The sequence below is a fragment of the Cupriavidus pampae genome (genome assembly GCF_914271485.1).
In the GTDB taxonomy this organism is placed as follows: Bacteria; Pseudomonadota; Gammaproteobacteria; order Burkholderiales; family Burkholderiaceae; genus Cupriavidus; species Cupriavidus pampae.
This window is the reverse complement of the sequence record NZ_CAJZAG010000003.1, coordinates 25,339-47,722: the sequence shown is the minus strand read 5'-3', so window position 1 is coordinate 47,722 and position 22,384 is coordinate 25,339. Positions and strand designations below refer to the sequence as shown.

The following is a 22,384-nucleotide window of genomic DNA, read 5'->3' as shown; positions in this document are numbered from 1 at the left end:
GACGTCACCCGGCGAGGTCATGGTGTTAGAATCCAAGTCTTTGATTTTCTGAGCGATTGCTTGTAACGCACCCGTCGTTGCCCCATCCGCTCCCGTATCAGACGCGTGTCCGTTTTGCGCCGGGCCCGACGCCCGCAAGACACCGAGACTATGACCACTACACCCACGACGACCATTCCAGACCAGATTCCGGCAGAGCCGCAGCCCCAGGCAGATCAGACTTTCGAAAGCTTCGGGCTGGACGCACGCATCGTGCGCGCGCTCACCGAACAGGGCTATTCGAAGCCGACGCCGATTCAGGAGCAGGCCATTCCGATCGTGCTGCTGGGCAAGGACGTCATGGGTGCCGCGCAGACCGGCACCGGCAAGACCGCAGGCTTCGCGCTGCCGATCATTCAGCGCCTTCTGCCGGCATCGAACGCGAGCGCCTCGCCCGCACGCCACCCGGTGCGCGCACTGATGCTGACGCCGACGCGCGAGCTCGCCGATCAGGTCTATGACAACGTCGCGCGCTACGCCAAGCATACGGACCTGCGCAGCACGGTCGTGTTCGGCGGCGTCGATATGAATCCGCAGACCGATGCGCTGCGCCGTGGCGTGGAAATCCTCGTCGCGACGCCGGGTCGTCTGCTCGATCACGTGCAGCAGAAGTCGGTGAACCTGTCGCAGGTGCAGATGCTCGTGCTCGACGAAGCCGACCGCATGCTCGACATGGGCTTCCTGCCGGATCTGCAGCGCATCATCAACCTGCTGCCCGCGCAGCGCCAGACCCTGCTGTTCTCGGCGACGTTCTCGCCCGAAATCAAGCGGCTGGCCGCGAGCTACCTCAAGCAGCCGGTGACGATCGAAGTGGCGCGCAGCAACTCGACCAACGAGAACGTGCGCCAGATGGTCTTTCAGGTCGAAGACGGCCACAAGCAGAACGCGGTCGTGCATCTGCTCAAGCAGCGCGCGGAGCAGGGCCAGTCGAAGCAGTGCATCGTGTTCGTCAACAGCAAGATCGGTTGCTCGCGCCTGGCGCGCCATCTGGAGCGCGAGGGCATCAACGCCGCGGCGATCCACGGCGACAAGACGCAGACCGAGCGCATGCAGACGCTGGAAGGCTTCAAGACCGGCACGATCGATGCGCTGGTGGCCACCGACGTGGCGGCGCGCGGCCTCGATATTCAGGCGATGCCTTGCGTGATCAATTTCGATCTGCCGTTCAGCGCGGAAGACTATGTGCACCGCATCGGCCGGACCGGCCGCGCGGGTGCCACGGGCGATGCGCTGTCGATCTATGTGTCGGGCAACGACGACCGTCTGCTGGCCGATATCGAGAAGCTGATCAAGCGCAGCATTCCGCGCGGCAAGCTCGAGGGCTTCGATCCGACCGGCGAGCGCGCGCGTGGCGAGGAAGCCGATCGTCGCCGCCAGCGTACCGAAGTCCGCCGCACGCGTGATGCAGCGCCTGAGAGCACTGGCGATGGCGCCAGCGAGGAACGCCGCCGTCGTCGCAATGAACATGCGACGTCGCGCACCGCGTTCCGTCCGTCCGACGATCCGTTCTTCTCGCGTCCGTACGAACCCACTGGCGGCCATAACAATAGCTCGGCGCAGCAGGCTTCCGAAGAACTCGCCGCCGCGCTCACGCGTGGCCGTCAGACGCCGAAGCGTCCCGTCGCGGCACTGCTCGGCGGCGCACCGCGCAAGTCCTGATTGCCTGATCTGCTGACCCGCTGATCAGCGGGGCCCGCGCACGTTCCGGTCCTCGATCTGACGGTCCACGATCAGCCAGCCTTCAATCGCCCGCTCTAGCCAGCGGGCGATTTTCGTTTCCCCGTTGACGATCCCCAGATGGGCCCCGGCCTCGCGCAGCGCCGCGAGCGGATCGCGCACGTCGATCGCCCGCGCGCCGCTCTGCTTGCTGAGTTTTTCGCCGGCCGCGTTGACCACCACGGGTACATGCAGATATGTGGGCGTTGGTGCGCCAAGCAGGTGCTGCAGATGAATCTGCCGTGGTGTGGAGTCGAGCAGATCGGCGCCACGCACGATATGCGTAATGCCCTGTGCCGCGTCGTCGACCACGACCGCGAGCTGGTAAGCCCATAGCCCATCGGCGCGACGCAGCACGAAATCGCCAAGTTCGGTTTCGAGGTTTTGACATTGCCGGCCCTGCCAGCGATCGTCGAAGCAAAGCGTGGCCGTGGGGCCATCCGGCACACGCACGCGCCATGCGCGCGGCAGCTTGCCGTGCAGTCCATTGCGGCACGTACCCGGATAGCCAAGCGTCTGATGGCGCTCGCGTACGTGCGACAGCGAATCGGCGATCTCCTTGCGCGAGCATCCGCATGGATAAAGGTGGCCGGCCTCGTCGAGTGCGCGCAGGGCTTCGCCGTAGCGCGCCTCGCGCCGGCTTTGCCATTGCGGGGGTTCATCCGCGACCAGGCCGAGTGCCTCGAGCGTGCGCAGGATATCGGCATCGGCGCCGACCACGCAGCGCGGATAGTCGATGTCCTCGATGCGCACGAGCCACTGGCCGTCATGCGCGCGCGCATCGAGCCAGCTCGCGAGTGCGGTGACCAGCGAGCCGATATGCAGCGGACCGGTGGGCGAGGGCGCGAAGCGGCCGCGATAGGGTTTGCGTTCAGCGTCGCCCGCCATACGTACCGCGCCGCTCATTCCGTCACGGGCTGTGGCGATTGCTGGATCAGCGCCTGCGCCAGCCGCGGGTCCTCGAGCTTGGCTGCCCACCACTGCAGCGCCTTGCCGCGCGTGCTCGTGCGCCACGCCACCTTGAAGTTACCGGGCGCGCGGATCTCGACGGTCTCGCGCGCCTGCAGCACGCCGCTCTCGATATGCGGCTGCGCCATCGGCGCGGGCAGCCAGCCGCAGCCGAGCCCGCGGATCTGCGCTTCGAGCTTGTCGCGCATGCTCGGCACCACCAGCACATCCTGCCCGGCCAGCACACCAAAGGTACGCGCGGGCAGATTGCGCGAGGTGTCGCCCACTGCAACGATGCGGTGCTTGGCGATCTCCATCGTGGTCAGCGGCCCTTCCACCGAGGCGAGCGGATGTTGCGCGGCCACCACGAACACGAACGGCATGCTGCCGAGCGCCCGAATCTGGAAACCCTGCGTGCTCGGCGCCTCGTAGGCGCCGCCGATGATCAGATCGGCCCGGTTGCTGACCAGCGCATCCCACGCGCCGCCGAGCACCTCCTTGCCAAAGCGCAGCCGCGTCGCGGTGTTCTCGGCATAGAAGTCCTGGATCACGGGCAGCAGCGCGCGAAAGTTGATGAGGTCGTCGACGACGATCGATAGCGTCGCCTCCCAGCCCGTGGCCAGCCGTTTGACGCGCCGCGCCAGGTCGTCGGCGGCGTGCAGCAGATGCCGCCCTTCGTCGAGCAGCGCGCGGCCCGCCGGCGTCAGCTCGGCGCGGTGGCGCCGGCGGTCGAACAGCAGCACGTCGAGGTCATCCTCGAGCTTGCGGACCACATACGTGAGCGCCGACGGCACCTTGCCCATTTCGTGGGCAGCGGCGGCAAAGCTGCCCTTGCGTTCGATGGCATCGAGAACTTCTAGCGATTCAAGCGAGAGGGCCATATCTTTGTTCAAGAATATTCATTCAAAAAATCTGAACAACTGCTTCTAAGTCGGTGCCCATCAATATACTCTCAGAGGCCTAAACTGCAAAGCATCGCAACGCAATACGCCAAGCCCGGTTTAACGATTCGGGCGATCTGGCAAAACGAAGGGTCACTAGGAGGGCCATCAAAATGATTGAAATCCGTAAGTCGAATGAGCGCGGTTATGCGGACCATGGTTGGCTGAAGTCGTTCCATAGCTTCTCCTTTGCCGACTACTTCGACGCGGACCACGTCCAATACGGACCGCTGCGCGTGATCAACGAAGATCGTGTGGCGCCCGGCATGGGGTTTGGCACGCATGGCCACCGCGACATGGAGATCATCAGCTACGTGCTCGAAGGCGAGCTGGCCCACAAGGACAGCATGGGCAACGGCAGCGTGATCCGTCCCGGTGACGTGCAACGCATGAGCGCGGGTACCGGCGTGCGGCACTCGGAGTACAACCATGCCGCGCATGACACCACGCACTTCCTGCAAATCTGGATCATGCCAAACCAGCAGGGCATCGACCCTGGCTACGAGGAGCGTCACTTCGACGCAGCATCGAAGCGTGGCCGCCTGCGCCTGGTAGGCAGCCCCGACGGCGCCGAGGGTTCGGTCGTGGTGCATCAGGATGTGCGGCTCTACGCGGGTCTGTTCGCCGCGGACGAGTCGGCCACGCTGGCGCTCGCCCCGGGCCGCCGTGCCTATGTGCATGTGGCACGCGGCCGGGTGACGGTCAACGGTCAGCCGCTCGAGGCCGGTGACGCCGCCAAGCTGGAGGATGTGGCGGAGGTGAAGGTCGAGCAGGGCGACGACGCCGAAGTGCTGGTGTTCGACCTGCCCTGATCGGCGTGGTATCGTCTTGGTCATCTAGTCATGCGACCGGCGCGGCACTCGGTGCCGCGCCACGCTCTCCGTGACGTGACTTAGCCTCGAGATGACCTTTGTTTCCATCCTTCTGGCGCTGATCGCCGAGCAGTTCCGGGCCCTGGGCCGCAACAACCCGATACATGACATCGTGCGCGTGCTGGGCGAACGGGCCGAGCACGCGTTCGATACCGGACGCCGCCGCGACGCCGCGCTGGCATGGCTTACGGTCGTGTTGCCGCTCACGCTCGCGGCGGTCATCGTGCATTACCTGCTGGCCTCGATCAGCGTGGCACTCACGCTCGCGTGGAACGTGCTGCTGCTGTACCTCACGCTCGGCTTCCGGCAGTTCAGCCACTATTTCACCGATATCCACGAAGCGCTCAATCGCGACGACGTGCTGACCGCGCGTACGCTGCTGGCGGAGTGGACCGGGCTCGAAACCATCGAAATGCCCGTCAGCGAGATCGTGCGCCATACGCTCGAGGCTGCCATCGTGGCCGTGCATCGCCATGTGTTCGGGGTGTTCTTCTGGTTCCTCGTGCCGATCGGCCCTGGCGGTGTGATCCTCTACCGCGTGGCCGAGTACCTCGGCCGCCAGTGGAATCTGCCCTCCAACGAACGCAGCCCCGCGCTCGGCCGCTTTGCCGCGCAGGCGTTCTACGTGCTGGACTGGGTGCCGTCGCGACTGACGGCAATCGGCTTTGCCATCGTCGGCAACTTCGAGGACGCCGTGTATGCGTGGCGCAATCATGCGCGCAAGTGGAACGATGCCGTCAACGGCATTCTGCTGGCGAGCGGTGGTGGCGCGCTCGGCGTGCGGCTGGGCACACCGTTGCCCGAGGTAGATTCGAGCGTGGTGCTGCGCACCAGTCTTGCCGGGGTGGATTACGCGCCGGGCATGGAAGACACCGATCCCGACCCCGTGCCACCCGAATTCGGCATGGAACCAGGCGTGCGCACGCTGCAGTCGGCAGTCGGCCTGGTGTGGCGCGCCGTGGTGCTGTGGATGCTGCTGCTGGCGATGCTGTCGCTGGCGCTTTGGGTTGGCTAGCCTCGTAGGCTAAGCGCTCAACCCTCTTTCATTGTGCCGCAGTGCCAGCACGCGGCGAACTGCGCCTCGTGCCATTCATCGCAGTGCGCGCATCGCCAGCGTGGGCCCGGCGCCGGATTCGCGGCCGCGTTGAGAATCGCCCACGCCTCCGTCTCGTTGGCCGCGTCGGCAATCCACACCTGCGGTGAACTCTCCTGAAACGGAATATCGCCAGCCGCGCCGGCCAGCCACGTGTTGCGCAGCTCGGCCTCGATGCCGGCCGCGCGCAGCACATTGCTGCAATGCGCGGCATGGACCAGCGACGAGGCTCTCAGCAGTAGTTTCACTTCACTTACCAGGGCTTTTGCTGACGCGATTCGTGCAGCAACTGCGTGTAGAGGTCGTGCCGGCGTGGCGAAATCTCGCCTGCCTCGATCGCTCCCAACACGCCACAGCCGGGCTCGTTGATATGGTGGCAATTGTAAAACCGGCATTCGGTCAGCCGAGCGCGAAATTCCGGAAACGCCCGTTCGAGCATGCCCTCGCTCAGATGATGAAGGCCGAATTCCTGAAATCCCGGCGAATCGATCAGATACCCGGGTCGTCCCTCCACGGTGCCCCAGGCTGCGGGCAGGTGATAGAGCCGCGTGAACGTCGTGGTGTGCTTGCCCGAGTCGAGCTTCGCGGAAATCTCGCGCGTCTGCGCTTCCACGCCCGGAATCAGCAGATTCAGCAGCGACGACTTGCCCATGCCCGACTGGCCGATCAGGATGCTCGCCACGCCCGCCGTGCGCGGCTGCAACTGCGCCAGCGTTTGTTCCGGCTGCGCGTGCACGGACAGCTCCAGCGTCTCGTAGCCCAGGTCGCGATATAGCGCGAGCCGCCGCCGGGCTTCTTCCAGCCGGTCCGGCAGGTCGGTCTTGTTGAGGATCACCAGCGGCCGGATCTCGAGCGCCTCTGCCGAGACCAGCGCGCGACCGAGCAGGTCTTCGGAGAAGCCCGGTTCGGTAGCCAGCACGATGATGACCTGATCGATATTGGCCGCGAGCAGCTTGGACTTGAACTGGTCCGAACGATGCAGCAGATTGCGGCGCGCATCGACGCCCGCGATCACGCCCTGGTCGGCCGCGGCGCGCTCGATGCGCACGTGGTCGCCCACCGCGCAGTCGCTCTTCTTGCCGCGCGGAAACGCATGCAGCCGCTCGCCGTCGTCGAGTTCAACGACGTAGTGACGGCCATGCGCGGCGATGACGATTGCGGCTTCGGTGCTGTTGCCGGTGTTTTTGCCGGCGTTGTGATGGCGCGCGCTACGTGTCATGCGTGCGCCATCAGACGATCGATCCGCTGGGCCGCGGGCGGGTGAGAGTAGTAGAACGCGCTGTAGAGCGGGTCGGGCGTCAGCGTCGACGCATTGTCCTTGTACAGCTTGACCAGCGCCGAGACGAGGTGGCCGGCATTGGTCTGGCTGGCGGCGAATTCGTCGGCCTCGAACTCGTGCCGGCGCGACGACTGGCTGGCCAGCGGGCCGAGCACAAACGTGAACACGGGCAACGTGAGGAAGAACAGCACCAGCGCGAGCGCATGGTTGTCCGTGCCGAAATTCGGCGCCACGCCCAGGCCCATGTAGAACCACGCGCGCGTCGACATCCAGCCGAGGATGGCCAGGAACACCAGCGACAGCACGAACGTCACCGCGATCATCTTGGCCACGTGACGGCGCTTGAAGTGGCCGAGCTCGTGCGCGAGCACGGCCTCGATCTCCTCGCCATCGAGGCGCGACAGCAGCGTGTCGAAGAACACGATGCGCTTGGCCGCGCCAAAGCCGGTGAAATAGGCATTGCCGTGTGCGCTGCGGCGGCTGCCATCCATCACGAACAGACCCTTGCTGGCAAAGCCGCACTTGCGCAGCAGCGCCTCGATGCGCGCGCGCAGCGTGTCGTCCGTGAGCGGTTCGAATTTATTGAACAGCGGCGCGATAAACGTCGGCACGATGACCTGCAGCAGCAGGCTGAAGGCCACCCACAACAGCCACGTGTACACCCACCAGTAGTCGCCGGTGCGGTCCATCAGCCAGAGCACGGCCAGCAGCAGCGGGGCGCCGAGCGTGCAGGCCACCGCGGTCATCTTGAGCAGGTCCACGAGCCACAGGCCGATCGTCATCTTGTTGAAGCCGAAGCGCTGCTCGATCACGAACTGGCCGTAGAGCGAGAACGGCAGATCGACGAGGCCACCGATCAGCGCAACGCTGGCGATCAGCGCCAGCCCGTACAGGTAGCCGGGGCCGAACACGCCAAGCCAGAACTCGTTGAGCGATTGCAGGCCGCCGAGCATGGTAAAGCCGATCAGTACCGCGGCCCCGCTAAGCACCTCCAGCATCGACAGCCGCGTGCGGGCCACCGTGTAGTCGGCGGCCTTCTGGTGGGCGGAGAGGGCGATGGTGTCGGCAAAGCGGGCCGGCACGGCGTGGCGGTGTTGTGCCACATGGCGTACCTGCCGGGCGGCGAGCCACAGCTTGGTAAGCACCATGATCACCAGCGCAGCGAGGAAAATCAGTGTGAACGTGAACATCGGCAAGGCCTTTGCGGGGGCGCCCCCGGGCAGACGCGCAAGTGCGCGACTGGCCATTTGGGGCAGATATGCGAGAATTATAAGTTGTTCGTACCCTTCAAGCCGTCTCCGACACATGACACACGCCGCAAGCACCGCCGCCCCCTCCGTCAAGAGCGAAAATAACCTGATCTGGCTCGATATGGAGATGACCGGGCTGCAGCCCGATACCGACCGCATCATCGAGATCGCGGTGGTCGTCACCGACTCCGAACTGAACATCCTGGCCGAGGGCCCGGTACTCGTGATCCATCAGGCGGACGCGGTGCTCGACGGCATGGACAACTGGAACAAGGGCACGCACGGCCGTTCGGGCCTGATCGACAAGGTCAAGGCGTCCACGCTGACCGAAGCGCAGGCCGAAACCGAGCTGCTGGCGTTCCTCAAGCGCTGGGTGCCGGCCAGCAAGTCGCCGATGTGCGGCAACTCGATCTGCCAGGACCGCCGCTTTATGGCGCGCTACATGCCCAAGCTGGAGGCGTTCTTCCACTATCGCAACCTCGACGTATCGACGCTCAAGGAGCTGTGCAAGCGCTGGGAGCCGGCGATCCACAAGGGTTTCGTCAAGCGCCAGCTGCATACCGCGCTGGCCGATATCCTCGAGTCCGTGGAAGAACTGCGCTACTACCGCCAGCATTTCATCAAGGCGTCGGCCAGCGCCGATGCCGCGGCGGCACCCGAGGCGCCCGCTGCCTGATCCCACCTCACCAGAAGCGATGAGCCGGCCTGCCGGCTCGCTCCCCGTCCGTCCCGAATCCCCATGTTCACGCGCATCGTCTCGATCATCACCCCGGTCATCCTGATCATCCTGATCGGCTGGATCTACGGACGACGCGCCCATCCGGACATGACAGGGATCAACCGCGCGACGCTGGACGTCATTGCGCCGCTGCTGGTGGTGTCCGCGTTTATCAGCAAGGACTTCGTGCTGGCTGACCAGCTCGTGCTGCTGGCCTGCGCGGTGGCGGTGGTGCTGGGGTCGGGTGTGCTGGCCTGGGTCGCCGCGCGGATGCTGGGCGCGGATCCGCGCACGTTCGTGCCGCCGATGATGTTCAACAACAGCGGCAACATGGGGCTGCCGTTGTCGGTGTTCGCGTTCGGGCCGGCCGGGCTTGCGCCCGCCGTCGCGCTGTTCGCGATGTCCAACCTCATGCATTTCACGATTGGCCTCAAGATCGTCAATCGCCATGCCTCGCTGGCGCAGATCGTTCGCAATCCGATGGTGCTGGCCACGGTCGTGGGCGTGGCGCTGTCGCTGGCCAAGCCGTGGTTCGCGCTGCCGGAGCCGATCTACGAATCGATCAAGCTGCTCGGCGAAGCCACGGTGCCGCTGATGCTGTTCGCGCTCGGCGTGCGCATGAAGGACGTGAGCCTGCGCAACTGGGGCATGGGCATGTGGGGCGCCGCGGTGTGCCCGCTCGCCGGTATTGCGGTGGCGCTGCTGCTGGTGGCGCTGGTGCCGATGACCGACCTCCAGCGCGGACTGCTGTTCGTGTTCGCGGCGCTGCCGCCGGCCGTGCTCAACTTCCTCGTGGCCGACCACTTCCGGCAGGAGCCCGATCAGGTGGCGTCGATCGTGCTGCTTGGCAATATCGCGGCAGTGATCTTCGTGCCGATCGGGCTGTATCTGGGGCTGCGCTGAGGCCTATTTGGCACGAAGCGCGTGTTTGGGCCGGAACGCCTTGACGACCGCTTCGTCGCATTCCATGTACGGCCCGCCGATCAGGTCGATGCAGTAGGGGATGGCGGCGAACACGCCCTGCACGACGGGTTTGCCGTCCGCATCGCGCAAACCTTCCAGCGTCTCGCGAATCGCGCGCGGCTGACCCGGCAGGTTGACGATCAATGCCGCGCGGCTCGCCGTTTCACGAATGACCGCCACCTGACGCGAGAGGATCGCGGTGGGCACGAAATGCAGGCTCACTGCACGCATCTGCTCGCCGAAGCCGGGCATCAGCTTGGTGGCGACCGCCAGCGTGGCTTCGGGCGTGACGTCGCGGCGCGCCGGTCCGGTGCCGCCGGTCGTCAGCACGAGGTCGCAGCCGGCCACGTCGACCAGCTCGATCAGCGTGCGCGAGATCTGCGCCTGTTCGTCGGGAATCAGCCGCTCCACGGCTTGCCATGAGGACGTCAGCGCGCGTCCGAACCATTCGCGTAGCGCCGGAATACCCTCGTCCTGATAGGTGCCGGCCGAGGCGCGGTCGGAGATCGACACCAGCCCGACCACGAGTTCATCGGGATGGCTGCGGCTGATAGGCGAAGTCATTGGTGAAGTAGGTTGCGTCATGCGTCGGTGTCCGGAGCGGGTTGGGGTGCGGCGGCCTCGTTGGCGGCGTCCTTCTGATCCAGCGCGGCCTTGATCATCTGGAACAATTCGCGGAACGACTTCGGCGGCTTCGACAGCTGCTGTTCGCGGCGGGCATTGCGGATGGTATTGCGCAGCGCCTGTACGTCGCTGCCCGGATGCTCGCCCAGGAACTTGGTCAGCGCCTCGTCGTCGGCCAGCAGCAGTTCGCGCCAGCGCTCGATCAGGTGCATGCGCGCGGTTTCGGCCTTGCTGGTGCCCTTGAAGCCATCCAGCGCATTGCGGATCGCGTCCACCTCTTCGTTGTCGAGGCCGCGCATGATCTTGCCGACGAACTGCATCTGGCGGCGCTTGCCCTCGTGACTGGTGATGCGGCGCGCCGCGTGGATGGCGTCGGACAGCGACTCGGGCATCGGGACGCGCGCCAGGCGGTCCTTGGCCAGCGCTTCGAGCTCGACGCCCAGGTCTTGCAACGCCGTCATGTCGCGTTTCTTCTGCGACTTGCTTTTCGGCGCGTCATCGTCCGGCTCGGGTTGGAAGGCGCCGAAGCGGGAATTTGGGGTATTGGATTGGTTACGGGTATTTCGCGGCATGGCGCGCATTTTATCTTGCTATGATTGTCGTTTGGACTTTAGCCGATAGCCGCCCACATGGACACCTCTGCTGTTTCGCAACAAACCGCGCATTTCACCTACAGTCAGGACCGGCTCCGCGAGATGGCGGCCGACGTGTTGCGCATGGCGCGCGAACTGGGGGCCACCGATGCCGCGACGGAAATTTCCGAAGGCAGCGGGCTTTCGGTCACGGTGCGCAAGGGCCAGGTCGAGACCATCGAGCAGAATCGCGACAAGGTGGTTGGCGTGACCGTGATGATCGGCCAGCGCCGCGGCAATGCCAGCACCTCGGACTTTTCGCCCGCCGCACTGCGTGCCACCGCTGAAGCGGCTTACAACATCGCGCGCTTTACCGCCGAGGACGATTGCGCGGGGCTGGCCGAGGAAGAACTGCTCGAGCGCTCGCCGCGCGACCTCGATCTATTCCATCCTTGGAACGTCACCGCCGAAGGCGCGATCGATATCGCGCGCCGCTCGGAGGCCGCCGCGTTCGCAGTCTCGCCAAAGATCCGCAACAGCGACGGTGCCAGCGTGTCCGCGCAGCATTCGCAGTTCGTGCTGGCCACCTCGCGTGGTTTCGTGGGTGGTTATCCGTATTCGCGCCATTTCATCTCGTGCGCGCCGATCGCCGGCTCCGGCGGCGGTATGCAGCGTGACGACTGGTATTCGTCCAAGCGCTCGCCGACGACCCTTGCCGCACCCGAGGACATCGGCCGCTACGCCGCCGAGCGTGCCATTTCGCGCCTCAATGCGCGCAAGCTGACCACGCGCAAGTGCCCGGTGCTGTTCGAAGCCCCGCTCGCGGCAGGCCTGCTCGGCGCGTTCGTACAGGCGGTGTCGGGCGGCGCGTTGTATCGCAAGTCCACGTTCCTGCACGACACGCTCGGCAAGGCCGTGTTCGGGCCGCATATCCAGATCCACGAGCAGCCGCATGTGCCGGGCGCCATGGGCAGCGCACCGTTCGATGAAGAAGGTGTGCGCACCCATGAGCGCGACGTCGTGCGCGATGGCGTGGTGGAAGGCTATTTCCTGTCGACGTATTCGGCGCGCAAGCTCGGCATGAAGACCACCGGCAACGCGGGCGGCTCGCACAATCTGACGTTGTCGAGCGACCTGACGAAGCCCGAGGACGACTTTGCCGGCATGCTGCGCAAGATGGGAACGGGCCTGCTGGTGACCGAACTGATGGGGCAGGGCGTGAACTACGTCACCGGCGACTATTCGCGTGGTGCGTCGGGCTACTGGGTCGAGAACGGCGTGATCCAATACCCGGTGGAAGAAATCACAATCGCGGGCAGCATGCCCGAGATGTTCAAGCAGATCGTCGGCATCGGTTCGGACGTACTGGTCCGCGGTACCAAGGAAACCGGCTCGATCCTGATCGAGCAGATGACGATCGCCGGCAACTGAACGTGATTTGTGCCCTCTCCCTGGGGAGAGGGCCCGTCGTTACTGTTCGCCCGAGGGCGGCCGTTCGTAAGTCACGAACGCATAGTCGAAGCCATTGGCCTCCGAGTGATGCGTCTCGCGCGAAAGCTCCACCCACTGCGTCCGATCGATCGCCGGAAACACCGCATCACCTTCCACATCGGCATCGATCTCGGTCACGAGCAGACGGTCCGCGCTAGGCAGCGCCTCCGCATACAACTGCGCGCCACCAATCAGGAAAACCTGCTCCACGCCCACGCAAAGCCGCTGCGCATCCTCGAGCGACCCGGCTACATCGGCGCCCGCCAATTGCAGCGAAGCATTGCGGCTCACCACGATATTGCGGCGCCCCGGCAGCGGCCGGCCAATCGAATCCCACGTCTTGCGGCCCATGATCACAGGCGCGCCCATCGTGGTGCGCTTGAAGTAGGCAAGATCCTCGGGTAACCGCCACGGCAGCGTGTTATCGCGCCCAATGGTGCCATTGCGCGCGCGCGCAACAATCAACGTCAGCAGGGTCATGCATCCATCCCGACGGTCAGGTCGTTGCGCCCCGCGAACGACACCCGGCCGCGCCATTGCTGGCCGGCCTCCACGGCCACCGGTCCCACCAGCGCACCGGTCGTCACGATCTCGCCCGCCTCGATCGGCGCGCCCAGCGACGCGGCAATTGCAATCGCGGTGTGCAGCGACACGAGCGGATTGCCCATGACGTGCACCGCACCACCGGGCAGCACGGTCTCGCCGACCTGCAACGTGGCGGTAATGTCGGCAAACGCCTGCGGTGTCAGCGGCGGCAAGCCAGCCAACGCGACCGGCGCGCCGAGCAGCAGCGACGAATGCGCGCCAAAGTCGCACAGGATGGTCGCGGGCGACGCCACCGCCGGATCGACGTGCGAGTCCACGACCTCGATCGCCGGCGCGACCCAGTCGATGCCATCGATCAGCGCTTCGAGCGACTGCCCGGGCGTCGGCGTGACCTTCAACCGGAATGCCAGCTCAAGCTCGATACGCGGCAAGTGCAGCGTGGTCCAGGGCACATCGACGCGGTTCGCGGCGCCATGCACCACGGTCTGCTCATACATATGCGCAACGATCGGCGCATCGATACCGAGCTTGCCCCACGTCGCCGTGTTGGTGCAGCCAATCTTGCGGCCAACGGGCTTGAATCCCGTGGCAACCAGCTGCTCATGCAATGCCCGGCCAGCGCGATAGCCACCGGCGATATCAATGCCGCGCAACTGCGCAGTCGTGTCGGCACCCACCGCGCGGCGTTCCGCCTGCGCACGGACGAACGCCCGCGCCATGTCGGCCAGCGCGGCCGCATCCAAAGTCGTCTGTGTCATGCTCATACCGCCACCGGTGCCTTGATCGCGGGATGCGATTCATAGCCAACCAGTTCAAAGTCCTCGAAGCGATAGCCGAAAATGTCGTCCGGCTTGCGCAGAATGTTCAGGCGCGGCAGCGCCATTGGCTCCCGCGACAGTTGCGTGCGTACCTGCTCCAGGTGGTTGCTGTACAGATGACAGTCGCCGCCGGTCCACACGAAGTCGCCGAGCTCGAGCCCGGTCTGCTGCGCCACCATATGCGTCAGCAGCGCGTAGCTGGCGATATTGAACGGCACGCCGAGGAAAATATCGGCACTGCGCTGGTAAAGCTGGCACGACAGCCGGCCGTCGGCCACATAGAACTGGAAGAACGCGTGGCACGGCGGCAGCTTCATCTGCGGAATCTCGCCGACGTTCCAGGCCGAGACGATCAGCCGGCGCGAGTCGGGCGTATTGCGGATCTGCTCGACCACCTGCGCGATCTGGTCGATATGCTCGCCATTCGGCGCGGGCCAGTTGCGCCACTGATACCCGTAGATCGGGCCGAGTTCGCCATTGGGGTCGGCCCATTCGTCCCAGATCGAGACGCCGTTGTCCTGCAGATACTTGACGTTGGTCGAACCCTGCAGAAACCACAACAATTCGTGGATGATCGACTTCAGGTGCAGCTTCTTGGTGGTAACCACCGGGAAGCCCTCGCGCAGATCGAAGCGCATCTGGTGGCCGAACACCGACCGTGTGCCGGTGCCGGTGCGGTCGGACTTTTCGGTGCCATGCTCGTAAACATGGCGCATGAAGTCGAGATACTGTTTCATCGCGCGGAAAAGTGGAAGTCAGACGGGGGGACAGAAAAGCCTCGGGGGCCACTACGGCCCCCGAGGCAACAGGCGGATATTCTATCCCGATCAGTGACCGGTCACCGTCTCACCGCTTTCCGGACGCGCGGCATGACGCTTCTGCGCCAGATAGCCGCCACCGAGCACGCCACCAACGATCACCACATACATGGCCCACAGCGCCATTGGGTACTGATCGAAGAACGCCTTGACCAGCGGCTCGTGCGAGATCATCTTGACCGCCGTGAAGGCCAGCACGCCGGAGCCGATGTAGATGATGACCGGGAAGCGCGCCATCAGCTTGAGCACCAGGCTCGAACCCCAGACCACGATCGGGATGCTGATCAGCAGACCGAGCACCACCAGCAGGAAGCTGCCGTGCGCGGCGCCGGCCACAGCCAGCACGTTATCCACGCCCATCACCGCGTCAGCAATGATGATGGTCTTCATGGCGCCGACCAGCGAGGTGGCTCCCGCACCGTGCTCGTCGCCATTGTCCTCGGCCGATAGCAGCTTGTACGCGATCCAGACCAGCGCGAGGCCACCGACCAGCAACAGGCCGGGAATCTTGAGCAGCCAGACCACGCCGATGGTCATCGCGGAGCGGACCACCACGGCACCTACGGTGCCCCAGACAATAGCCTTCTTCTGCAGGTGGGGGGGGAGATTACGCGCTGCCAGCGCGATCACGATGGCATTGTCGCCAGCGAGAACCAGGTCGATGACGACGATCGACAGCAGGGCTGTCAGGAACTGCATCGTGAACAGATCGGTGAACCACTCCATGAACAACGCTCCTCAGGTGCGAATATCGCTTGGTTTATGGCCTGGGATCATGGAGAACTGCGGGGGGACACACGGAGTGTGGGAGCCGCGCCTTTGCAAACCATGAAACCAGGTTGCAAAGGTCTTGCTCGACAGGCTGCCGCGGAATGCGCGTCAGTGTCAGCACAACCGGAGGCACAGCATGACTGCGTCTCGGAATGACGATTGTGCTAAGGGCATTGGCCCCCAAGCTACTCCCCTTTGAAGGGGCGCGATCACATTTGAGATCGCGCTGGAGCGGATTATAAGCGAAGTGCCTTTAAAAATGTTGCGTCGCATTTGCACGAATATGCACTAAAAGACACTTATGGAGTTTGTAAGGCGATGCAAACGACAGCGCACGCCTAAGGATATACACCTATGCTTGTCTGATTGGCACCGGCAGGTACGTTTCGGACCACACAGAATCGGACCACGGTGGCAGCCGCGCCTCGCAATGCAGTACCGCTCCGCAGGGGGAGTTTCGGAGCGCGCGCGGCCTGTTACAGGGATTCACGTAGTGCCCAGTCGATAACAAGGACACCGTCATGCCGGCCTCACCGACACCGCTGAACCCCACACCTTCCCGCACGAGCCCGCAACGCCCCCAGAACCACACCAGTCGCCAGGACACTCACCCCTCGCAGGGCGGATCCGTCGTGCCGCTTGGCAATGGCCATGCGCATGCCCGCGCGGTTTCCTCGCCGGAGTTAGCTGAACCCCAGTTCGTCCAGCAGTACCGCGAGGACAGCGGTGCGCTGCGCGAGGAGATTGTCGCGGGCCTCGCCGGAGCGCAGGCTGGCATCAGCCCGAAGTTCTTCTATGACGTCCTGGGGTCGCGGCTGTTCGAGGCGATTACCGACTTGCCCGAGTACTACCCGACGCGCACCGAGGCGTCGATCTTCGCCGCGGCGGCGCCCGCCATCGCCGCGCGCGCCGGCAGCGGCTGCGTGCTGATCGACCTCGGCGCGGGCAACTGCGAAAAGGCCGCGCGGCTATTCGGCAGCCTGCAGCCGGCGCAATACGTGGCGGTGGATATCTCGGTCGAATTCCTGCGCGACACGCTCGTGCGGCTTCAGCAGCAGCATCCGCACATCCCCATGCTCGGCCTCGGCGCGGACCTGTGCAGCCCGCTCGATCTGCCCTCCGGCGTAAAGCGCGGCCGTCGGCTGTTCTTCTATCCGGGCTCCAGCATCGGCAATTTCGCGCCGATCGACGCGCTCGCGCTGCTGCAGCGGCTGCGCGGTATCGCCGGGCGGGGCGATGGCGTGCTGATCGGTGTGGACCTGCACAAGGATGCCCAGACGCTGGTCACCGCTTATGACGACCCGCTTGGCGTGACCGCCGCGTTCAATCGCAACGTGCTGCGCAACCTCAATCGCATCGTCGGCAGCGACTTCGCGCTGCCCGACTGGCGGCATGAAGCGAGTTTCGACCGCGAGGCCTCGCGCGTGCAGATGCATCTGGCGGCCACGCGCGACGTGCGTGTGAACTGGCCCGGTGGCGCGCGCGATTTCGCGGCGGGCGAGCGCATTCACACCGAGGACTCGTACAAGTATCGTCCCGACGATTTCGCGCTGCTGCTGGAGGCGGCGGGCTTCAGCGATCCGGTGTGCTGGACCGATCCGCGCGGATGGTTCGCGGTGTTCCACGCACGCGGGTGATGCCGTGGGGTGCAGGCGTGCAGTAACCTGACCGAGAAGTCGGAATAGCCGGCAAAAAAGCCGGGTCCGGGCCGCGATGTCATAATTCGCGCAGTCCGGACCCGGTTCGGCGTTCTTCCACCTTACTCATACGGATCCTTCGATGAGCGGCTTCTCCATGCTTCCCGATCTCTACTTCACTGGTGGCCAGGCGGCCTGGGCCGATGCCCGCCGGCTGCCGCGCGAGGGATTGGCGCAGGCACTGGTAGAAGCGCGCAATCGCACGCTCGGCTGGCTCGCCGCATTCGGCCAGACCCGCCGCGGCTGGCACGTCGAGCGCCAGTACGACTGCAATCCACCTCTCTGGACGCTCGGTCATATCGCGTGGCATGCCGAATGGTGGTGCCTGCGCGGGGTGCACGAGCTTGAACATGGTGGCCTGCGCCTGCCCGTCGCGCGCGAGCCCTCGCGGCTCGATGGTGCCGACGAGTGGTTCGATCCCGATCGCATCGGTCCCGACGAGCGCTGGGAAATCGTGCTGCCGGATGTCGCGGTGGTCAAGCAATATGCCGCGGATGTGCTCGATGGACTGCTGCGCCGCATCGCGCTGCTCCAGGACGATCAAGACGACACGCTGTATGCGTTCCGACGCGCGCTGTTTCATGAGGATGCGCAGGGCGAGACCATCGCCGCGCTGCTGCAGGCCCTCGACATGGCGCCGGTCGGCCCGGCCACGCCCATGCCGACGCTGACCAACGGCTTTGCGGGGACGCTGCATTTTCCCGGCGGACGTTTCGTGCAGGGCTGGAGCGATGCGGAAGGGTTTGCCATGCCCGACGAATTGCCGCCGCAGCAGACGTATGTGCCCGCCTTCGAAATGGACGCGGCGCTCGTGACCAATGCCCACTTCCTCGACTTCGTGGAAGACGGCGGCTACGAACATCCCGCCTGGTGGTCGGCCGCGGGCCGGCAATGGCTGATGACGCAGGAGCGTTCGGCCCCGCGCTATTGGTCGCGGCATCCGGAGTCGCGCGCGTGGATGGTGTCGCGCTTCGGTGCACTGCGCACGCTCAACCCCGACGAGCCGGTGCGCCACGTCACGCTGTTCGAGGCACAGGCCTGGTGTGTGTGGGCCGGCCGCCGGCTACCGGCCGAGGTGGAGTGGGAATTGGCAGCCACGCAGAATCGCGGGCTGCAGTGGGGCGCGCTGAAGGAGTGGACCGCCACGCCGTACGAGCCCTATGCGGGCTTCGAAGCGCGTCCGGCGGACGCCGAGATCGTGGGGCGTTTTGCCACGCATCAGGCCGCGCGCGGCGTGTCGTTTGCCAGCGCGCCGCGGCAGCGTCATACGCGCGCGCGCACGGCGCTGTTACCCGAGGACGATGTCTCGTTCGTGGGCTTTCGCAGTTGCACGCTGTAGCTGTAGCGTCGTCCAGTCACCGCTAGCCGTAAACGACAACGGGCGCCTGATCACTCAGGCGCCCGTTTTTCGTTTGCCCGTGTCAAACACGGGCAGGACGATCAACGCTCTTGATTAACGCTCGTAACGCGAGCGGCTGTTGCGCTGGCCGCCAAAGCCGCCACCGCTGTTGCCACCGCCGAAGCCACCGCGATTGCCATCGCGCTGACCGCCTTCACGGTTGCCGCCGAAGCCGCCACGGTTACCGTCGCGGCTGCCGTCACGGTTACCAAAGCTGCGGTCGCCGAAGGTACGCGGCTGAGCCTGGCCTTGGCCCTGACCGCGGTAGCCGCCGGTGTTACCGGTGTTGCCGCCGGTGCCACGGTCGCCGAAGCCACGGTTCTCGCCACGATCACCGAAACCACGGTTCTCGCTGCGGTCGCCGAAGCCACGGTTTTCGCTGCGATCGCCAAAGCCGCGGTTTTCGCCACCGGCAAAGCGACGTTCGCCGCCGCCGTTGCGGTCACCAAAGTTGCGATCACCGAAGGTGCGCTCGCCGCTGCCGCTGTTGCCACCGCGGTAGCCACCACCCGGGTTGCTGCCACGATAGCCGCCGCCGCTGCCACCGCGCGGCGCGCCGCCCGGCTTGCCACCGCCGAAGCCTTGACGCGGCTTCGGGGTGCGACGCGGTTCCAGACCGTCGATGGTCGAAGCGTCCACACGATTGTTCGTGAAGCGCTCGATACGGCGCCACTGGAACACGTCGTTGTGATTCACGAGGTTGATCGCGACGCCCGAACGGCCAGCACGACCGGTACGGCCGATGCGGTGGACGTAGTCCTCAGCCTGCTTCGGCAGGTCGAAGTTCACCACGTGGGTGATATCCGGCACGTCGATACCGCGTGCGGCCACGTCGGTGGCCACCAGCACGCGCAGGTTGCCGCGGCGCAGTGCCGTCAGCGTGCGATTGCGCGCGCCCTGCGTCATGTCACCGTGCAGTGCGCCGGCCGAGAAACCGGTGTCCGACAGGCGCTCGGCCAGCGAGTCCGCATCGCGCTTGGTGGCGGTGAAGACGATCGCTTGCTTGAGCGTGGCGTCGCGCAGCAGATGGTCGAGCAGACGCTCCTTGTGCGACATGTCGTCGGTGTAGTGCAGGCGCTGTTCGATATTGCTCTGGTCGGCGCGCACGGCGGCGATCTCGATGCGCTGCGGATCGCGCAGCTGGCGCGAGGCGAGCTGGGCGATGCGTGCGTCGAGCGTGGCCGAGAACATCAGCGTCTGGCGCGAAGCCGGCGTAGCCGCGACGATCGCGTCGATGTCGTCGGCAAAGCCCATGTCCAGCATGCGGTCGGCTTCGTCGAACACGAGCATGTCGAGTGCGGACAGGTCGATACGGCCTGCTTCGATATGGTCGAGCAGACGGCCCGGCGTGGCCACGAGGATGTCAGGCATCTTCGAGAGCATTGCCAGCTGCTTGGGGTAGGGCATGCCGCCCAGAATGCTGGCGCACACGATGCGGCGCAGATAGCGGCCGTACTTGGCGGCGGCTTCAGTCACCTGCAGCGCGAGTTCGCGCGTCGGCGTCAGGACCAGCAGCGACGGCTGCGCGGCCTGGGGACGCGGGCGCTTGCCCTTGATACGCTTGGCCGGCTCGTCCAGGCGCGGACGGTTCGGCGCGGCCTTCTCGCTGATGCGCTGGATCGCGGGCAGCATGAATGCAGCAGTCTTGCCCGAACCGGTCTGGCTCGAGACCAGCAGATCCTGGCCGGCGAGGAAGGCGGGAATCGCCTGCGCCTGAACCGGCGTCGGCGTGTTGTAGTTGGCGTCGCTCAGCGCGCGCAGGATGGCGGCGTCGAGGCCGAGCAGGGCAAAGCCATTCGGCGTGCCGTCATTGGCGGTGCCTTCGGTGGTGCCTGCTTGAGCTTGAATCTCGCCGGTGGCAGGCGCGTCGCCGTTGAGCATCGCGTCGAGCTTGTCGAGCGGGCTTTGCGTGGCGATCGAATCTTGCGAAATCGGCGTGTCTGCGGAAGCAATAGCTTGCTCCGCACGGAATTCGTGCTGGGTCATGTCGTTTGGTTTTTCAGTGATGCATACACCCCGGCGTTTCGAAACACGGGGTGGGCGCGATGGGCGAACCCAAGGTCAAAGTCTTAAAAAGGCTTCGGCGCCAATCGGTGAGGCCGTTCGACAGAACTCAGCAGTGTGCTGTGGGCTGTGAATACGGCGGCAGGCAGGGGCGCGCGGAAAATCCGGGCGGGTCCCTGACAGGCAAACAGCTCCAGAATTCAGGCTGTTCGGAACAGGATCGGAGACGAGGCAACTAGTCGCAAAAATGCGGTGAGCGGTGCGATCTGGCCGGCACCTGTCTCGAATGTTGCGTGGACAGAAGCAGGGGGCAGAGCTTGGGAGGGCTGCGGATACGCCGTTTTGAAACTTCGCTTCAAACTTCAGCTGGCGTGGTGCGGAACTCACAGTGCGAAACTCACGGCGCGAAGTATATCAGAACACGCAGAATAATGTTGCACTGCGAAACGTAAGCAGATGTGTCCGATGCGGACTTGAAAGGTAGGCCGGGGTTTCTATACTGGGAAACGCGAGCACTCGGTGCCCGCCCGGGGCGGACGATAACGTGTCCCGCCGATCTCCTTCGGCAACTTTCCATGCCGTTCGGTGCCGGGATTGCGGTCATTTGTCGTCGGCAGGTGGAGGCCCGACCGTCCGGGTGGTCCGGATGGCTGTCCACGCAAGTGGATGGGATTTACGGCCAAAGCTGGTACGACGCAGGAAATGACCGGAGTTTGCCGGTGACGTGACCCAGGGGATCCGGGCCCGTCCGCAACCACAAAGCCCGCCAATCGCTTGGCGGGCTTTTCTTTTTGACGTCTCGACTGGTACTGCTGCCAGCGGCGTGCGCGTGTCTACTCGCGCGATAGCACGCCGCCTGCCCGTTCCTGCCCTGCAACCGATGGCTTGCCAGGAAACCCTTGCGGATACTGGATCAGTCGCGTCACGTGTCCGTGACGGATCGACTGCCAGCGGGGCGAGCCTGCCGCGCGGGCACCCCCCATGATCGCGGACATTGCCTCGCGGTCGAGGTCCACGTTCTCCGACAAATCCCTGATGACGATGACTGCCATGGCGTTCTCCAGCATGGGGACCGTGTCGCGCGCGGCGTGTGTGCCGCCACGACGGCGCCGGGGCGGGCGCGGGTCCACTCCAGTATAGGCAAGCGGTCGCGAGAGCCTGCCCGCGCGACCGCTCCCGTACGCCGGCCGTTCAGACCGCCGCCCAGTTGCCGCCCCATTGCGACGGATCGACGTTGATCTTGACGCGGCCGAGACCGCTGCCAATCACACCGTTGTTGTTGAGCGCGGCAACGTTGATCTGCTGCAGCTGCTGCACGCTCTGGTTGATATTGATGTTGACGTTGGCGAGCGGGCCTGTGGCTCCGACACCGACTCGATCGAGCCACGAACTGCCGCCGCGGACGGTGGCGAGTGCGCTGCTGTCGAGGTCCTTGCTGAGAGCAAGGTCACGGACGACGATGGTCGACATGGTGGTCTCCTCAGTCACGGCAGCGTTCAGCCGACGTAGTTGCTGGCGTTCTGGTTGGTGTTGACGTTGTTGCGCAGGTGCTCCTGGAACGCGGAGCCGTTGGCGAACATGCTGTTCACTTCCTGCATTTGCTGGTTCGACTGGTCGATCTTCGTGGTCTTGTCGAACGACAGCTTCACGGGGCTGTAGATCGAGGTGTAGGGTGCGAAGCCGAAGCCGCCGCGTACGGCTTGCATACCCTTGGCGTCGAGGGTTTCGGTGACGGACAGGTCGGTGATGGTCAGCGTGGTCATGGCAGTTCTCCTTGAGAGATTTGGGTGCTACGTGGTTTCAGTGTTGAGCATCGGGTTGGTGT

At 65.1% G+C, this 22,384-nt stretch carries 23 protein-coding genes; 8 read left to right on the top strand and 15 right to left on the bottom strand.

What is annotated here, in order from left to right:
* Window positions 1–150 precede the first annotated feature (150 nt).
* Window positions 151–1,698: a DEAD/DEAH box helicase gene (locus LDO41_RS07925; RefSeq protein WP_223984437.1), complete on the top strand. Its 1,548-nt coding sequence runs from the start codon at window positions 151–153 to the stop codon at window positions 1,696–1,698.
* Window positions 1,699–1,722: 24 nt separating this feature from the next.
* Here LDO41_RS07925 and gluQRS read toward each other — a convergent pair whose 3' ends face one another.
* Window positions 1,723–2,661 (bottom strand): tRNA glutamyl-Q(34) synthetase GluQRS, encoded by a 939-nt coding sequence (gene gluQRS / locus LDO41_RS07920; protein WP_223984434.1) that lies wholly within the window; start codon window positions 2,659–2,661, stop codon window positions 1,723–1,725.
* A complete protein-coding gene (locus LDO41_RS07915; RefSeq protein WP_223984431.1) occupies window positions 2,658–3,584 on the bottom strand; it encodes a LysR family transcriptional regulator in 927 nt (308 codons plus the stop codon). Before LDO41_RS07915 ends, gluQRS begins: the two co-directional genes overlap by 4 nt.
* 173 nt (window positions 3,585–3,757) lie before the next feature.
* On the opposite strand from LDO41_RS07915, the gene LDO41_RS07910 reads away from it, so the two are divergent.
* Window positions 3,758–4,456 (top strand): pirin family protein, encoded by a 699-nt coding sequence (locus LDO41_RS07910; protein WP_223984429.1) that lies wholly within the window; start codon window positions 3,758–3,760, stop codon window positions 4,454–4,456.
* Window positions 4,457–4,547: 91 nt separating this feature from the next.
* The gene (locus LDO41_RS07905) at window positions 4,548–5,531 is read left to right on the top strand and encodes a CobD/CbiB family protein (RefSeq protein ID WP_223984426.1); all 984 of its coding nucleotides are present in this window, start codon (window positions 4,548–4,550) and stop codon (window positions 5,529–5,531) included.
* Window positions 5,532–5,548: 17 nt separating this feature from the next.
* On the opposite strand, the gene LDO41_RS07900 is transcribed toward LDO41_RS07905, so the two are convergent.
* The 3 genes from LDO41_RS07900 to LDO41_RS07890 are packed head-to-tail and all read right to left on the bottom strand — an operon-like array spanning window position 5,549 to window position 8,078.
* The gene (locus LDO41_RS07900) at window positions 5,549–5,857 is read right to left on the bottom strand and encodes a putative signal transducing protein (protein ID WP_223984423.1); all 309 of its coding nucleotides are present in this window, start codon (window positions 5,855–5,857) and stop codon (window positions 5,549–5,551) included.
* A gap of 5 nt (window positions 5,858–5,862) precedes the next feature.
* Window positions 5,863–6,828 carry a ribosome small subunit-dependent GTPase A gene (gene rsgA, locus LDO41_RS07895; protein WP_223984420.1) on the bottom strand — a complete coding sequence of 322 codons (966 nt, stop codon included), beginning with the start codon at window positions 6,826–6,828 and terminating at the stop codon, window positions 5,863–5,865.
* Window positions 6,825–8,078, bottom strand: coding sequence for a M48 family metallopeptidase (locus tag LDO41_RS07890; protein ID WP_223984417.1), 1,254 nt, complete (start codon window positions 8,076–8,078; stop codon window positions 6,825–6,827). The genes rsgA and LDO41_RS07890 overlap by 4 nt, the downstream gene beginning before the upstream one ends.
* A 115-nt stretch (window positions 8,079–8,193) precedes the next feature.
* Here LDO41_RS07890 and orn point away from each other — a divergent pair, with 115 nt between their 5' ends.
* Both orn and LDO41_RS07880 read left to right on the top strand, forming a co-directional pair.
* Window positions 8,194–8,814, top strand: a complete 621-nt coding sequence (gene orn / locus LDO41_RS07885; protein WP_223984414.1) for an oligoribonuclease — start codon at window positions 8,194–8,196, stop codon at window positions 8,812–8,814.
* A gap of 63 nt (window positions 8,815–8,877) precedes the next feature.
* A complete protein-coding gene (locus tag LDO41_RS07880) occupies window positions 8,878–9,759 on the top strand; it encodes an AEC family transporter (protein ID WP_223984412.1) in 882 nt (293 codons plus the stop codon).
* Window positions 9,760–9,762: 3 nt separating this feature from the next.
* Here LDO41_RS07880 and mog read toward each other — a convergent pair whose 3' ends face one another.
* Together mog and yjgA are read right to left on the bottom strand one after the other, a co-directional pair.
* Complete coding sequence (gene mog / locus LDO41_RS07875; RefSeq protein ID WP_223984409.1) at window positions 9,763–10,404, bottom strand: molybdopterin adenylyltransferase; 642 nt, start codon at window positions 10,402–10,404, stop codon at window positions 9,763–9,765.
* Window positions 10,401–11,015 (bottom strand): ribosome biogenesis factor YjgA, encoded by a 615-nt coding sequence (gene yjgA, locus LDO41_RS07870; protein ID WP_223984405.1) that lies wholly within the window; start codon window positions 11,013–11,015, stop codon window positions 10,401–10,403. Before yjgA ends, mog begins: the two co-directional genes overlap by 4 nt.
* Window positions 11,016–11,072: 57 nt before the next feature.
* Here yjgA and pmbA point away from each other — a divergent pair, with 57 nt between their 5' ends.
* A complete protein-coding gene (gene pmbA, locus LDO41_RS07865) occupies window positions 11,073–12,446 on the top strand; it encodes a metalloprotease PmbA (protein WP_223984401.1) in 1,374 nt (457 codons plus the stop codon).
* 39 nt (window positions 12,447–12,485) lie between these two features.
* On the opposite strand, the gene LDO41_RS07860 is transcribed toward pmbA, so the two are convergent.
* From LDO41_RS07860 to LDO41_RS07845, 4 genes are all read right to left on the bottom strand, one after another.
* Window positions 12,486–12,986 carry a dihydrofolate reductase gene (locus tag LDO41_RS07860; protein WP_223984398.1) on the bottom strand — a complete coding sequence of 167 codons (501 nt, stop codon included), beginning with the start codon at window positions 12,984–12,986 and terminating at the stop codon, window positions 12,486–12,488.
* Complete coding sequence (locus LDO41_RS07855; protein ID WP_223984396.1) at window positions 12,983–13,810, bottom strand: 2-keto-4-pentenoate hydratase; 828 nt, start codon at window positions 13,808–13,810, stop codon at window positions 12,983–12,985. Before LDO41_RS07855 ends, LDO41_RS07860 begins: the two co-directional genes overlap by 4 nt.
* A gap of 2 nt (window positions 13,811–13,812) precedes the next feature.
* Entirely contained in the window at window positions 13,813–14,607 is a 795-nt protein-coding gene (locus LDO41_RS07850) for a thymidylate synthase (protein ID WP_223984395.1), read from the bottom strand.
* A 90-nt stretch (window positions 14,608–14,697) separates the two neighbouring features.
* Window positions 14,698–15,414, bottom strand: a complete 717-nt coding sequence (locus LDO41_RS07845) for a TerC family protein (RefSeq protein WP_223984393.1) — start codon at window positions 15,412–15,414, stop codon at window positions 14,698–14,700.
* A gap of 566 nt (window positions 15,415–15,980) precedes the next feature.
* On the opposite strand from LDO41_RS07845, the gene egtD reads away from it, so the two are divergent.
* Both egtD and LDO41_RS07835 read left to right on the top strand, forming a co-directional pair.
* Window positions 15,981–17,096 (top strand): L-histidine N(alpha)-methyltransferase, encoded by a 1,116-nt coding sequence (gene egtD / locus LDO41_RS07840; RefSeq protein ID WP_223984390.1) that lies wholly within the window; start codon window positions 15,981–15,983, stop codon window positions 17,094–17,096.
* A gap of 142 nt (window positions 17,097–17,238) precedes the next feature.
* Window positions 17,239–18,495 carry an SUMF1/EgtB/PvdO family nonheme iron enzyme gene (locus LDO41_RS07835; protein WP_223984387.1) on the top strand — a complete coding sequence of 419 codons (1,257 nt, stop codon included), beginning with the start codon at window positions 17,239–17,241 and terminating at the stop codon, window positions 18,493–18,495.
* A gap of 114 nt (window positions 18,496–18,609) precedes the next feature.
* Here LDO41_RS07835 and LDO41_RS07830 read toward each other — a convergent pair whose 3' ends face one another.
* The 4 genes from LDO41_RS07830 to LDO41_RS07815 form a co-directional block, all read right to left on the bottom strand.
* Window positions 18,610–20,541, bottom strand: a complete 1,932-nt coding sequence (locus LDO41_RS07830; protein ID WP_223984379.1) for a DEAD/DEAH box helicase — start codon at window positions 20,539–20,541, stop codon at window positions 18,610–18,612.
* An 851-nt stretch (window positions 20,542–21,392) separates the two neighbouring features.
* The gene (locus LDO41_RS07825; protein WP_223984377.1) at window positions 21,393–21,611 is read right to left on the bottom strand and encodes a hypothetical protein; all 219 of its coding nucleotides are present in this window, start codon (window positions 21,609–21,611) and stop codon (window positions 21,393–21,395) included.
* Window positions 21,612–21,750: 139 nt separating this feature from the next.
* Window positions 21,751–22,029 (bottom strand): hypothetical protein, encoded by a 279-nt coding sequence (locus LDO41_RS07820; RefSeq protein WP_223984374.1) that lies wholly within the window; start codon window positions 22,027–22,029, stop codon window positions 21,751–21,753.
* Between the two features lie 26 nt (window positions 22,030–22,055).
* Window positions 22,056–22,322, bottom strand: a complete 267-nt coding sequence (locus tag LDO41_RS07815) for a hypothetical protein (RefSeq protein WP_223984372.1) — start codon at window positions 22,320–22,322, stop codon at window positions 22,056–22,058.
* Window positions 22,323–22,384: the final 62 nt, after the last annotated feature.